This is a genomic window from Pandoraea bronchicola, assembly GCF_902459805.1.
Classification (GTDB): domain Bacteria; phylum Pseudomonadota; class Gammaproteobacteria; order Burkholderiales; family Burkholderiaceae; genus Pandoraea; species Pandoraea bronchicola.
Genome location: NZ_CABPST010000005.1, coordinates 283,374 through 296,449 on the forward strand (window position 1 = coordinate 283,374; position 13,076 = coordinate 296,449).

Annotated in this window: 14 protein-coding genes; 10 read left to right on the forward strand and 4 right to left on the reverse strand. The window is 62.1% G+C overall.

All coding sequences use genetic code 11. The annotated features are described in order from the left end of the window. Window positions 1-170 precede the first annotated feature (170 nt). From PBR20603_RS12825 to PBR20603_RS12860, 8 genes are read left to right on the forward strand one after another with little or no spacing between them, the layout of a single operon-like run. A complete protein-coding gene (locus tag PBR20603_RS12825) occupies window positions 171-1,070 on the forward strand; it encodes a SphA family protein (RefSeq protein WP_150559954.1) in 900 nt (299 codons plus the stop codon). A gap of 52 nt (window positions 1,071-1,122) precedes the next feature. Further along, a complete protein-coding gene (locus tag PBR20603_RS12830) occupies window positions 1,123-2,280 on the forward strand; it encodes an alpha/beta hydrolase family protein (RefSeq protein ID WP_150559894.1) in 1,158 nt (385 codons plus the stop codon). 46 nt (window positions 2,281-2,326) lie between these two features. Further along, entirely contained in the window at window positions 2,327-3,289 is a 963-nt protein-coding gene (locus PBR20603_RS12835) for a VOC family protein (RefSeq protein ID WP_150559895.1), read from the forward strand. A gap of 42 nt (window positions 3,290-3,331) precedes the next feature. Next, window positions 3,332-3,691: a Rieske (2Fe-2S) protein gene (locus PBR20603_RS12840; RefSeq protein WP_246174615.1), complete on the forward strand. Its 360-nt coding sequence runs from the start codon at window positions 3,332-3,334 to the stop codon at window positions 3,689-3,691. Between the two features lie 54 nt (window positions 3,692-3,745). Beyond that, window positions 3,746-4,876: an FAD-dependent oxidoreductase gene (locus PBR20603_RS12845; RefSeq protein WP_150559896.1), complete on the forward strand. Its 1,131-nt coding sequence runs from the start codon at window positions 3,746-3,748 to the stop codon at window positions 4,874-4,876. Window positions 4,877-4,890: 14 nt separating this feature from the next. Next, window positions 4,891-6,114 (forward strand): MFS transporter, encoded by a 1,224-nt coding sequence (locus PBR20603_RS12850; protein ID WP_217425961.1) that lies wholly within the window; start codon window positions 4,891-4,893, stop codon window positions 6,112-6,114. Then, a complete protein-coding gene (locus PBR20603_RS12855) occupies window positions 6,111-6,914 on the forward strand; it encodes a cyclase family protein (RefSeq protein ID WP_150559897.1) in 804 nt (267 codons plus the stop codon). Before PBR20603_RS12850 ends, PBR20603_RS12855 begins: the two co-directional genes overlap by 4 nt. Then, complete coding sequence (locus tag PBR20603_RS12860; protein ID WP_150559898.1) at window positions 6,911-7,924, forward strand: fumarylacetoacetate hydrolase family protein; 1,014 nt, start codon at window positions 6,911-6,913, stop codon at window positions 7,922-7,924. The genes PBR20603_RS12855 and PBR20603_RS12860 overlap by 4 nt, the downstream gene beginning before the upstream one ends. A gap of 92 nt (window positions 7,925-8,016) precedes the next feature. Here PBR20603_RS12860 and PBR20603_RS12865 read toward each other — a convergent pair whose 3' ends face one another. The 3 genes from PBR20603_RS12865 to PBR20603_RS12875 form a co-directional block, all read right to left on the reverse strand. Further along, on the reverse strand, window positions 8,017-9,105 hold the full coding sequence (locus tag PBR20603_RS12865) for an NAD(P)-dependent alcohol dehydrogenase (protein ID WP_150559957.1): 1,089 nt from the start codon (window positions 9,103-9,105) through the stop codon (window positions 8,017-8,019). 66 nt (window positions 9,106-9,171) lie between these two features. Next, a complete protein-coding gene (locus PBR20603_RS12870; RefSeq protein WP_150559958.1) occupies window positions 9,172-10,155 on the reverse strand; it encodes an aldo/keto reductase in 984 nt (327 codons plus the stop codon). A gap of 12 nt (window positions 10,156-10,167) precedes the next feature. After that, window positions 10,168-10,581 carry a (R)-mandelonitrile lyase gene (locus PBR20603_RS12875; protein ID WP_150559959.1) on the reverse strand — a complete coding sequence of 138 codons (414 nt, stop codon included), beginning with the start codon at window positions 10,579-10,581 and terminating at the stop codon, window positions 10,168-10,170. A gap of 98 nt (window positions 10,582-10,679) precedes the next feature. On the opposite strand from PBR20603_RS12875, the gene PBR20603_RS12880 reads away from it, so the two are divergent. Continuing rightward, window positions 10,680-11,597 carry a LysR family transcriptional regulator gene (locus tag PBR20603_RS12880; RefSeq protein WP_150559899.1) on the forward strand — a complete coding sequence of 306 codons (918 nt, stop codon included), beginning with the start codon at window positions 10,680-10,682 and terminating at the stop codon, window positions 11,595-11,597. Window positions 11,598-11,835: 238 nt separating this feature from the next. On the opposite strand, the gene PBR20603_RS12885 is transcribed toward PBR20603_RS12880, so the two are convergent. Next, window positions 11,836-12,210 carry a nuclear transport factor 2 family protein gene (locus PBR20603_RS12885; protein ID WP_150559900.1) on the reverse strand — a complete coding sequence of 125 codons (375 nt, stop codon included), beginning with the start codon at window positions 12,208-12,210 and terminating at the stop codon, window positions 11,836-11,838. 156 nt (window positions 12,211-12,366) lie between these two features. Here PBR20603_RS12885 and PBR20603_RS12890 point away from each other — a divergent pair, with 156 nt between their 5' ends. Beyond that, window positions 12,367-13,062 (forward strand): ArsR/SmtB family transcription factor, encoded by a 696-nt coding sequence (locus PBR20603_RS12890; protein WP_150559901.1) that lies wholly within the window; start codon window positions 12,367-12,369, stop codon window positions 13,060-13,062. The last annotated feature ends 14 nt before the right edge of the window (window positions 13,063-13,076 follow it).

Below are 13,076 nucleotides of genomic sequence, written 5' to 3' on the forward strand. Positions count from 1 at the left end.
CGTCGATCGCGCATTCGCCGCCCCTCGGGTTTGCCCTTGATGTATTCGGCGAATCGATTTCGCGAATGGATCGAATCAATTTTTCACATGCAAGCGGGCATCTTAACCTGATCGGAACAAAAAAGAAGTACCACCACAAACTCGATCCGCGAGATCGATCAGGAGACAAGATGGCCGTTAAGACCAGGAGCCTATTGCCGGGCTGCATGCTCGTTGCAGCTTGTGCGATGCAGCAAGCGCATGCCTTCGAGAACGGTGTTTCGCCTTACCCTGCAGGTGCGACGGTCACGGGCATCGCCTCGCTGCCGCCAATCCCGGGGCTCTTCGTGCTGCAGCAATTCAGTTACACGTTTGCCAACGCGTTGTACGGCAATGACGGCAACAAATTGCCGTTGCCGTTCCGCTCGTCAGCCTCGGTCGCAACGACCCGCATTATTGCTTCATATCCGATCCATTTCCTGGGCGCCAACGTCTACTCGCAACTGGTGTTGCCGGTGGTCTCGCTGCACATGAGCATCGCCGGACAGAGCAGCGTGCAGAACGGCTTGGCTAACGTCACCGTCTCGCCAGTGATTCTGCAATGGCGTCCGTCGTCCTCCGTGACGATTGCCACGGGCCTGGACTTGATGACGGCTTCGGGCTCCTACAGCGCCACGAAAAACAGCGTTGCGGTGGGCTACTCGTCGCTGCAGCCGGTCTTTGCGATTCGCTACAACACCCCCGACGGACTCGACGTGGGACTGTCGAACCGGCTCATGATCAACCAGACCAATCGCGACACGAGCTATCACTCGGGTAGTACGTATGTCGGCGAATTCACCCTCGGCTGGAACTTCGGGCCCTGGAAAGCCGGCGTCGTGGGTGCCTACCTGAACCAGTTCGCGGACGACGCGCAGTCCGGTGTGACCGTCGCCGCCGGCAATCGCGCTCGCAGCTTCGCGATAGGCCCCGCGGTCTCCTATGACGGCCACTGGTTCAACGTTGCGCTGAACTACCAGCGAGGCCTGTATGCGGCAAATACCGCCAAATCGAGCAGCGTATGGCTGAACATCGCCATCCCACTTCTTTGACGCAGCAGGCATGCGCTGCAACTCCTATTTCTCACTCTCCAAAGGTTAGGCAATGTTCCGTTACTTTCCGACAAATTACGTCTGGAATCTGTCCGTCAATCTGGCCATCGAAATGGGCGCGCGCATGGGCGAGATCGAAACGATCTGCGCACCGCTACAAGAAGCCGCCAAACAACCCGATGCACAGGGCACGCGCGCTTTTCGCGAAGCGTGGGTAGCCATGGCCGACCGGCTGCACGAGCTTGCCACCGAAGACGAGGCACGCGGGCGGCAACTCTCGGCCGGAGAGAAATATAAGCGTGCGAGCGCTTATTTGATCACTTGCGAGCGCATGCTTGCGCACGACGCGCCTGGGCGTGTCGATCTTTACCAACGCGCACTGAAGTCGTTTGCCATTGGTATCGGGCTCACGGGCGAGAACTGCCAGCGCGTGGAGATACCGTATGGCGAAGGGCATCTCTCGGCGTTGCTCGTACGCGCGCCGCGCGTGAAGCGTGCGCCGGTGCTCGTGCAGGTCAACGGGCTGGACTCGATGAAGGAGATGAAGTACCTCGTCGGCTTGCCCGCGTGGCTAGCCGAGCGTGGCGTGTCATCGCTCATCGTCGATCAGCCCGGCACCGGCGAGGCGCTTCGCTTGCACGGCATGCACGCGCGCTTTGATGCCGAACACTGGGCGAGCCGCGTGGTTGACTGGCTAGAGACGCGCGAGGATATCGACGCGCAGCGCATCGGCATGGAAGGCGTCTCGCTGGGCGGTTACTACTGCCCGCGCGCGGTGGCGTTCGAGCCCCGCTTTGCGTGCGGCGTGGCGTGGGGGGCCAACCACGACTGGCGCGACGTGCAAAAGAAGCGCCTGCAGCGCGAGGGCGACTTCCCTGTGCCGCACTACTGGAATCACGTGTGCTGGGTCTGGGGTGCAAAGGACATTGACGATTTCATGCGCATCGCCGAGGACGTGCATCTCGATGGAGTGCTCGATCGAATTCGAGTGCCGTTTCTCGTCACGCACGGCGAGCGTGACTCGCAAATCCCACTGTCGTGGGCGCATCGCACGTACGAGCAACTGGTCAATAGCCCCAAGCGCGAGCTGAAGATCTTCACCGATCGGGAGGGCGGTGTGCAGCATGCGAGCTTCGATAACTCGATCAACGCGGGCCACTACATCGCCGACTGGGTCGCGGAAACGCTAGGCGGCCACACCCGTCGCTAATGCCTGAGTCGATGCCCCCCATTCTTTCCCAAGCCGGAATGCTTTCATGAACATCCTCGGACTCGAATATCTTGTGTTCGGCGTGGACGACCTCGCCAGTACTACCCAATATCTGATCGACTACGGCCTCGTCGCACAGCAGGGCCCCGGCGAAGCCGGGCGTTTTTGTGCACTTGACGGCACCGCCATCGAAGTGTGGCCCGCCACCGACGCGCGTTTGCCCCCGGCACTGGGCACCGCGAGTCAACTGCGAAAAACGGTTTATGGCGTGGCTGCACCCCAGGATCTCGTGACCATCGCCGAGACGTTGCGGCGCGATCGCGAAGTGCGCGTACTCGCCGACGGCTCACTTGAGACCGTCGACGATATGGGCTTCGCGCTGGGTTTCGTCGTCACCCGGAGAAAAAAGCTAGAACTTCCGGCCGAAGCGATCAACGCGCCGGGGGCGCCAGCGCAACGCCGGCCCAACGTTGTCGCTGTGCGCGACGATATGCCGCTCACTCCGCGCACGCTCTCGCATGTGGTCTATTTCGTGCCCGACGCTGCCCGTGCCGAAGCGTTCTACGTCGAGCGCCTGGGCTTTCGCTGCACCGATCGCTTCGAGGGCGTGGGAGGGTTCCTGCGCCCGGCCGGCACGCTCGATCACCACACGCTCTTCTTTATCCAGACGCCGCCATTCATGAAGGGATGCGAGCACTTCACGTTCCACATGGGCGGCCCGACCGAACTGATGGAGGCCGGCACGCGTTTCGTGGCAAAAGGCTATCAGTCGTTCTGGGGCCCGGGCCGTCACCGCTTCGGTTCGAACTGGTTCTGGTACTTCAATAGTCCCCTGGGGTGCCATGTCGAGTATGACGCCGACATGGACCAGCACGACGACGAGTGGCGTGCACGCAGTGCGCCGATGAGTGCCGATGCTTCGCAACTGTTTTTGCTGCAGTCGCGCGAGAAATGGGTACCGGGCGGCGCGCCTGGAGGCAGTGCCGCGCCCAGGGTTGGACCTGCCTGATATGACAGTACGTCAATCAACGCTCTGCGCCGGAGCTTGCCTGTGAATCCGCCGATCTTTCTTGTGCATCTTGACGCCATGGCGGACCCCGGTGCGCGCGGGTTTGATCCGCACGGTGCGGGGCACGACACGATGTTCGTCGTGCGCAGCGGGACCCAGGTGCGAGCGTGGCGCAACGCATGCCCTCACTACGGTGATACGCCAATGGCCTGGCGCAAGGACGCCTATCTGAACCACGACGGCTCGCGCATCGTGTGCCATGCCCACGCCGCGCAGTTCGATCTGGTCAGCGGCGCGTGCCTGGCAGGGCCGTGTCTGGGCCAGTCGCTTACGCAACTCGCACTGCACGTCAACGCCCAGGGCGAAGTGTTTCTGGTCGCATCCGACGCCGGCGTACCTTAACCCGCCGACGTGTCACAAACGCAAAAAAAGAAACGTGGAACAAGGAGACATCGAATGGATATGACGACCCAACGCCTGCTCGTAATAGGCGGCGGTTTCTCGGGCATGGCCACGGCCATCGAATGCGCCAAGCGGGGCATGCAGGTCGATCTGGTGGAGATCGACCAGGATTGGCGCTCCTACGGCGCGGGCATCAGCATCAGCGGCCCCACGTTGCGTGCGCTGCGCACACTCGGCGTGCTCGACGCCTTTCTCGAGCGCGGGGCGGCCACCGACGGCCTGAAACTGTTTGCTCCGCATGGCGCGCCGATTGCGCAGATCCCCACACCACGTCTGGCGGGTGACGAGGTGCCCGGCGGTGGCGCGATCATGCGTCCGATACTGGCCGACATTCTCGCCAAGGCCACGCTGGCTGCGGGCGTGAATGTCACACTCGGCGCCACCTTCACCAGCCTGTTGGCCGACGGCGAGGAGGTTGAGGTCGCATTCACGGACGGCAAACAAGGCCGCTACGACATGGTCGTGGGCGCCGACGGCCTGTACTCCAAAGTTCGCGAGACCCTCTTTGCCGATGCCGAACCGCCACGCTATACCGGTCAGGGCGTGTGGCGCGCCATCGTGCCGCGCCCGGAAGACGTAGCGGGCACGGAAATGTGGCTCGGCGCACGCGTGAAGGCCGGCATCAACCCGGTCTCACGCGAGCAGATGTATTTGTTTGTGACCGAAGACGCTCCCACACGCAGCTTCATCGATCCGCAGCAAGCGCCGGACATGCTCAAGGCGCTGCTTGCCGATTTTTCCGCGCCGCGCCTGCAGGCCATTCGCGCAGCGATCGACGAACGCGCGTCGGTGATCTACCGGCCGCTTGAGCGACTGCTGTTACCTCGCCCGTGGCATCAGGGCCGCATCGTGCTCGTCGGCGATGCCGTTCACGCCACCACACCGCACATGGCTTCGGGCGCCGGCATCGGCATCGAAGATGCGATTGTGTTGGCAGAGGAACTCGCGCGCGCCGCAACGATGCTCGACGCGATCATGGCGTTCGAGGCGCGTCGCTGGGACCGCTGCCGGATTGTCGTCGAGAACTCGGCGCGGCTGGGCGAGATCGAGATTGCCCGCGGTGACCGTGCCGAGCACGAGCGCATCATGCGCGAGACGCACCAGTATCTGGCGCAAGCCATCTGAGCCGGGAGAGCACGATGGACCCCCAAACGATTGCGCCTGCAACCTCGCTCGACGTGGCGTCAGGCACACCGGCTCGCTTGCGCAGGTTCGGCGTGTTGTCGCTGATGATTGCGCACTGTGCCGGCATGATTGATCTCGTCGCATTGCCACTGTGGATCTCGACGCTGGTGAGCCACTACGGCCTCGACCCACAGCGCGCAGGCGCGCTGCCCACACTGTTTCTCGCCGGCGTGGTACTGAGCAGCATCGCTTGCTCCCCGCTGCTCGCGCGCCTGTCCGCGCGGTCGATCGTGCCTGCGGGCTTTGCGATCGCTGCCGCCGCGTTCTTCGTCGCACGCACGACGAGCCTCTTCCCGGCGATAGCGGCCTTGCATGCCGTCGCGGGTCTGGCGGTAGGCGCAAGCCTGAGCCTGACTCACGGCATCATCGGCCGCAGTGAGCGTCCGCACCGCGTGTTTGCGCTGGCAGGACTGAGCTTGGGGCTAACCTCGATCGTGTTTCTAGGCATATCGCAACCGCTCATTCAGGCGCACGGGGGCGGCATGTTCTTCACGATCCTTTGCGTGGTCATGAGTTTGGCCGCGCTGGTCAGCGCGATCGGTCTTCCCTTCACGACGGTGGCGGCATCGTCCGCTGTCACCGGGGCCGCCAATGATATGGCGCACGTTTCCAAGCCGGGGCTTGCCGCTCACGTCTGGTTCGGGATCGGCGGGGTGAGCGCCATGGCGCTTACCCAGGCGATGCTGATCAGTTTTGTCGTGCACATCGGCACCGTGCGCGGCTTTGGCGAGACGGCCATTACCGCCGTGCTGATCACGCTCGGGATGATCAATCTCGTACCCGCGCCAGCCGCTGCGTTGCTCGAGCGGCGCCTGAATGCCCGCGTCGTGTTGCTCATCGGCCCCGTCGTGCAGGCCGTGCTGGGCATGCTCATCACCGCAGACACCGGGTTTGCCGCGTGGGCGGTGGCCAGCGCAATGCTCTCCGCGGTGATGATCTTTTGCCACACCTTCGCTTTTGGGCTGCTCGCGCGGCTTGATCCCACTGGGCGAGCTGTGGCGGCCACGCCCGCCATGGTGATGACCGGTGCGGCCATCGGGCCGTTGCTCGGCGGCACGCTGGTCAAGTTCGTTTCGCTCGCGAGCCTTGGTTACGCCGGCATGCTCTTCGGCGCCGTTGCCCTGATCTGCTTCTCACGCATTCCCCATTGTCACGGCCAGTCGGAGGCCTCCAAGTGAAAGTCAAACGCCGCTTCATCGATCTGTCGATCTATCTCGAAAACGACGTGCTCTCGGACCCACCGCCCCTGGCGCCGAAAATCACGTACCAGAAGCACGCCGACACGCTGCCCGAGTTCATGGCCATGCTGCCGGGTACACGGGCCGAGGACTACCCTGATGGCGAGGCCGCCGCTGCGGAATGGGTCACGCTGACCACCCATAGCGGCACGCATCTCGACGCGCCGTGGCACTTTCACTCCACCATGGACGCGCGCCTGGGACAGGTCAAGCCGTCGATCACGATCGACCAAGTGCCGCTCGAGTGGTGTTTCCAAAGTGGCGTGAAGCTCGATTTTCGTCATTTCCCCGACGGTTATGTCGTCACCGCTGCGGACGTGGCCGCCGAGCTCGAGCGTATCGGGCACACGCTCTCGCCACTGGACATCGTGCTGGTCAACACACGCGCCGGTAGCCGCTACGGGCACGCCGACTATGTGAGCGTGGGTTGCGGCATGGGTCATGAGGCAACGTTGTTTTTGCTCGAGCGAGGAGTCCGTCTGACGGGGACCGACGCGTGGAGCTGGGACGCGCCGTTCAGCTACACGGCAGCGCGTGTCGCGCAGACCGGCGACAAATCGCTCATCTGGGAGGGGCACAAGGCCGGACGCGAGATCGGGTACTGCCATCTCGAAAAACTGCACAATCTCGAAGCGCTGCCTGCCTTCGGTTTTACCGTGAGCTGTTTCCCTCATAAGATTCGTGCCGCTTCGGCGGGCTGGACGCGAGCGGTCGCCATTCTGGAAGAGGTGGATCAATGAAATTCGCTACCCTCGCCAATGGCACCCGCGATGGACAACTGCTGATCGTCTCGCGTGACCTCACGAGAGCCGTGCCGGCCGACGGCATTGCGTCAAGTCTGATCGAGGCGATCGAGCGCTGGGAGGACGTCGAGCCCGCCCTGCGGCAACGCTACGATGCGCTCAACGACACACGCAACGCTGCGCACAGCCGGCAAGCGCGGGCGTTCGATGCGCGCGCCTGCGCCGCCCCACTACCGCGCAGCCCTCAATGGTGCGACGCATCGGCCTTCCTCAATCACGGCCGTTTGATGGAGCGGGCATTCAACACGGCCCCGATCCCGGACTTCGACACGATTCCCCTTATGTATCAGGGCGCGAGTGACGATTTTCTGGGGCCTTGCGTCGATGTGCCCCAAGCGAGCGAGGCCGACGGCATCGACTTCGAGGGAGAATTTGGCGTGGTGGTCGATCGCGTGCCGATGGGGGTCAGCGCTTTGGACGCGCTCGCGCATGTGCGGTTGCTTGTGCAGATCAATGACTGGAGCTTGCGGGCGCTAGGTCCGCGCGAAATGCGCACGGGCTTTGGCTTCTTGCAAGCCAAGCCCTCCACGAGCTTTGCCCCGATCGCGCTCACCCCCGACGAGCTAGGGACCGACTGGCGCGACGGCCGGGTGCATCTGCGTTTGCATGTGCAGCGCAACGATGAATGGATCGGGCAGCCCAGCGGTAGCGAGATGAACTTCGATTTTGGCAGGCTTATCGCCCATGCCGCGCGCACGCGCCAACTGAGTCCAGGTACGATCATCGGCTCGGGCACGGTCTCGAACGCTGCGCGCGAAGCTGGCTCGGCATGCCTGGCCGAATGCCGCGGCATCGAGATTTTGGAGCATGGCGAAGCCCGCACCCGCTATCTGGCGTTTGGCGAACGCGTGAGGATGGCGGCGCTCGACGCCACCGGCCACGCCCCGTTTGGAAACATCGACCAGCAGATCGTGCCGGGATGTTCAGGGGGTACTGAGGCGCGTTAGGCGTTTGACCGGAGGCAGAGCCGCGCGACGCGTCGCAGTGCCGACGCGGTCGCGAGCAATATCGCGCCCCTGGAACGGTTCACCCTTGTGCGTCACGATGAGTGCTCCGTCCCCAGCCCGGCCGCAGCGTCGCCGAGCGTCGCCATGTCGATGACGAAGCGGTACTTCACATCGCCCGCGACGGTGCGGTCATAGGCGGCGTTGACATCCTTCATCGCGATCGTCTCGATGTCGCAGACAATGTTGTGCTCGCCGCAGAAATCGAGCATTTCCTGCGTCTCGGGAAGGCCGCCGATCAGCGACCCCGCCATCGACCTCCGCCTGAAGATGAACGGAACGCCGCTGGTATGCGTCAACGTCTCGACGGCGCCGACGATGACCATCGTCCCGTCGCGCTTCAGGAGGTTCATATAGGGGTCGGTATCATGGCCGACCGGGATCGTGTTGAGCAGGAAGTCGAAGGAACTGGCGGCCTGCGCCATCGCGTCGGCGTCTTTCGAAATCAGAACATCGTGCGCGCCTAGCTTCTTTGCGTCGTGGCCCTTGGCCGGCGACGTCGTGATCATCACGACATGCGCCCCCATTGCATGGGCGAACTTCACTCCCATATGGCCCAGGCCCCCGAGTCCGATAATGCCGACTTTCTGACCTGCGCCCACTTTCCAGTGCTTGAGCGGAGAATACGTGGTCACGCCTGCGCATAGTAGTGGCGCAGCAGCAGCGGGGTCGAGATGCTCGGGGATGCGCAGCACGAACCGCTCATCGACGATGATCTTGTTGGCATAGCCGCCGAAGGTGAAGTCATGCGCCGTGCCGCCAATGGTGTCTTCGCTGTTGTAGGTTGCCGTGAAGCCGTTCTCGCAATATTGCTCGAGCCCGTCATAACACGACGTGCAGTGGCGGCAGCTATCGACAAGACAGCCGACGCCCACAAGGTCGCCCACCTTGTATTTTGTGACCGTATCGCCGACGGCTGACACCCGGCCGACGATTTCATGGCCCGGCACAAATGGATAGTGCGTACCGCCCCATTCGTTACGGGCCGAGTGAATATCGGAATGACAGATGCCGCAAAACTGGATATCGATCGAGACGTCCTCCGGCCTGAGCTCGCGCCGCTCGAAACTGAAGGGGACGAGTTGGGATTCAGCGGATTGTGCGGCGAAACCGAATGCTTTCATGGTAATGCTCCTGTTGCTTGCGAGGCCTGTAGCGATCGAGCCACCGTCGGGCAAGATCACCGCCGGTCACTTACCGACGCGCGCTTGCAGATGTGCCGGGTAACGGTCGCCCTGCACAGCGACGGTCGAGAGGGCAACGTCGATGGCGCGCAGGTTATCGGCCGTCAGCGCAAGATCGGCGGCGCCGACGTTCTCTTCCAGCCGATGCAGCTTCGTCGTGCCGGGGATCGGCGCGATCCAGGGTTTTTGCGCGAGCAGCCACGCGAGCGCAACTTGGGCCGGCGTCGCCTTCACCCCTGCCGCGATTGCCTTCAGCACGTCAACCAGCCCCTGATTGGTCTTACGGTTTTCCTCCGAAAAGCGCGGCACGACATTGCGGAAGTCCGACGGATCGAAACGGGTACTCGCGTTGATCGCGCCGGTCAGGAAACCCTTACCGAGAGGGCTGAACGGCACGAGGCCGATGCCGAGTTCTTCGAGCAGCGGCAGGATCTCCTTCTCCGGCTCGCGCCACCACAGCGAATACTCGCTTTGGAGCGCCGCCACCGGCTGTACGGCATGGGCGCGACGGATCGACTGCACACCGGCTTCCGACATGCCGAAATGCTTCACCTTGCCTTGCTGGATCAGTTCTTTGACAGCGCCCGCGACATCTTCGATTGGCACGTCGGGATCGACACGATGTTGGTAAAGAAGGTCGATGCGATCGGTGCGCAGCCGTTTGAGAGCGGCATCCGTGACTGCGCGAATATTGGCCGGCTTACTGTTCACCCCCTTCTGGACGTCACCGTCTTCGAAGCCGAATTTAGTGGCAATCACGACCTGGTCGCGAAACGGCGCCAGGGCCTCTCCCAGCAACGATTCGTTCGCCCCCTGCGCATAGGCTTGGGCCGTGTCGAAGAACGTCACGCCGCGCTCGAACGCAGACCGGATCAGCCGGATGGCATCCGCTTTTTCGGTAGCCGGCCCATAGCCGTAGCTCAAACCCATGCAGCCGAGGCCGATCGCAGAAACTTCCAGACCACTGTTCCCGAGACAACGTTTCTCCATCATGGGACTCACTTATCGGTTTGCGGCCGCGCCGGCCTCATATTGCGCATCCGTCACCTTTTCCATCCAGGCGACGGGGCTGCCGTTCTGCGATTCGGCGATTGCGATGTGCGTCATCGCCGTGGTCGCCGTTGCACCATGCCAGTGCCTTTCTCCCGGCGCGATCCAGACGATATCGCCCGGTCTGATTTCCTGGACCGGTTCGCCTTCGCGCTGCACCCAGCCGAGGCCGGCCGTCACGATCAGCGTTTGGCCGAGCGGGTGCGTGTGCCAGGCGGTTCGCGCGCCGGGCTCGAATGTCACGGTTGCACCGCCAATTCGGGCAGGCGCCTCGCCAGCGAATGGCGCGTCGATCCTGGCGGTTCCCGTGAAATACTCGGCCGGTCCCTTTGCGGAAGGTTGCGAACCGCATTTTTGGATGTCCATGAGCGCTCCTGCATTGATAGATCGACTTTCAATGTAGCAGCGCAGCTTCGCGCGATTAAGAGCTAGAATCGGCATGAAGTTAGAAGACAGGCTTATCAATGGCGCGATCCAATCTCTCCGATATCACCGCGTTTCTTGCCGTTGCCCACGAGGGCAGCTTCACGAAAGCCGCCGCAAAACTTGGTGTTTCGCAGTCGGCCTTAAGCCAGACTATTCGGAATCTGGAGGCGCGGTTAGGGCTTAGGCTTTTGGCACGGACAACGCGCAACGTCTCACCGACGGAAGCCGGCGAGCGGCTGATCCAGGCGGTCGGGCCCCGGCTCGAAGAAGTCGAGGCCGAACTGGCCGCCCTGACGGCGATGCGAGACAAGCCGGCAGGAACGGTGCGCATCGCGGCTGGCGAGCACGCCGCAGAGCTGTTGCTGTGGCCCGCGATTGAGCGCCTGTTGCCCGACTACCCCGACATCAAGATCGAAATCGTCATCGATAACGGTCTCACGGACATCGTCGAACAACGGCTCGATGCGGGCGTCCGGCTCGGCGAATCGGTTGCGAAGGACATGATCGCTGTGCGCATCGGACCCGACGTTCGCATGGCCGTCGTTGGCACAACTGACTATTTTGCGAAGCATCCGAAGCCGAAAACGCCACAGGACCTGACGGCACACAACTGCATCAATATCCGGTTGCCAACGGCTGGGGGCCTCTATGCGTGGGAGTTTGAAAAGGAGGGACGCGAGTTGAGAGTCCGCGTCGAGGGGCAGCTTGTGTTCAACACGGCGACGATGGCCACGAAGGCAGCACTCGCCGGCGCCGGGCTTGCGTTCGTTCCTGAAGAGCGCGTGCTATCCCACATTCAGCGCGGGGAACTGACGAGGGTGCTGAGCGACTGGTGCCAGCCATTTTCAGGGTTCCATCTGTACTATCCGAGCCGCCGCCAGCCGACTCCGGCGTTCGTCGTCTTGGCTAATGCCCTGCGTCAAGGAGCGCAGGCTTTACCAGTATCAAAGGACTGAATCGATTCGTCTCGTTCCGCCTTTGGTGACCGCTTTCAAAAGCCCAATTGCCCCACAGAGGGGTGATAGCGAATTCCGGTGAGCGGCGGCTCATGGCCGAACCCGGTCGGTGGCCGCTCCGACAAACCGCGACTGGCTCCACCCAACCCACAGCGGTCTGCCGTAGCGTTTAAAAGCTGCCGCGCAAATTCTTGACGCTTACCTGCCGCCGGATTCGAGCCAGCCGTAGCCTTCTTCGTCAGGCATTGACCGTCTCAGCATGTTGAAAGATTTTTGCGACAATCATCCAGCGCCCTTCGAACTTCAACAGATTGAGATTATCGATGAAGATCTTCTCAAAGATGCGAACGCGAACCTGTGCAAACGCAATCTCCGGAGACAGCACGCCGATCTGCAGAATGTCATCCACGCGCGGCTGCAACACACTCTTCGGCGGCTTACGGGTGGCAATCTCCGCGCGATACTGAGCAAACGGACGCAGGCCGAATTCCCCATCTTTCATCGTGAAGAGCGAACTGGTCGGGTGAAATACCAAATCAAATTTTTCCAGATCACATTCATACATGACGTCGAAGTAAATTTGCAAAGCTTGCTGAATGTTGTCAATTTCCATGTCGCGTTGCCTCCCGCATGAGTGAAATGGTGTTTCGCGTGCCGCCACGAGCCCAGCCCTGTGCCGGCTCGATCAAACGACAGGGCAAATTCGCATTGGACGGCAGTGCTAGTATCAACGAATCAAACTCGACAACGTTTCATCGGACGGTGAAATATGGACGATACGCCGGATATCCCACGGGTTGCCAAACTCCTGGCTGACGCAGCGCGCACCAGGATCGTGTGGGCATTGATCGACGGATCGGCTCGCTCAGCGGGCGAATTGGCGTATCAAGCAGGCATCTCGGCACAATCGTCCAGCGCACATCTGATGAAGCTGGTCCGGGGCGGTCTGCTGGACGTTGAGGCGCAGGGGCGTCACCGCTATTTTCGGATCGCCAATGCCGAGGTTGCCTGCATGATCGAAAGCATGGCCGCCCTCGCTTCGGGAACAGAGCTAGGCTTGCCACGGAGCCTTCCGTCAACGCGTTCGTCGACCGAGGCATTCATGCATGCTCGAACCTGCTATGACCACTTGGCAGGGGAGATCGCCGTGAGCGTACTTGCCTCAATGATGAAGGCGCATTGGTTACGACAGAAGGGCACCGAACTGGTCGCAACCCAATTCGGGGAGCTCCAGTTGCATGCACTTGGCGTCGATCTGGATTCGGCGCGACGTGAACGTCGCGTGTTCGCACGCCCATGTGCCGATATTACGCAACGGCACCCTCACCTGGGCGGTGCGCTCGGGACGCATATGCTCAAGCTCTACATCGATCAAAAGTGGATCGTGCGCTCGCCCAAGTCTCGCCTTGTCACCGTCACGCCAAAGGGGAACGAGATGTTTCGGAAGCTTCTGCGACTCGCATGATCGTTATGTAGCGG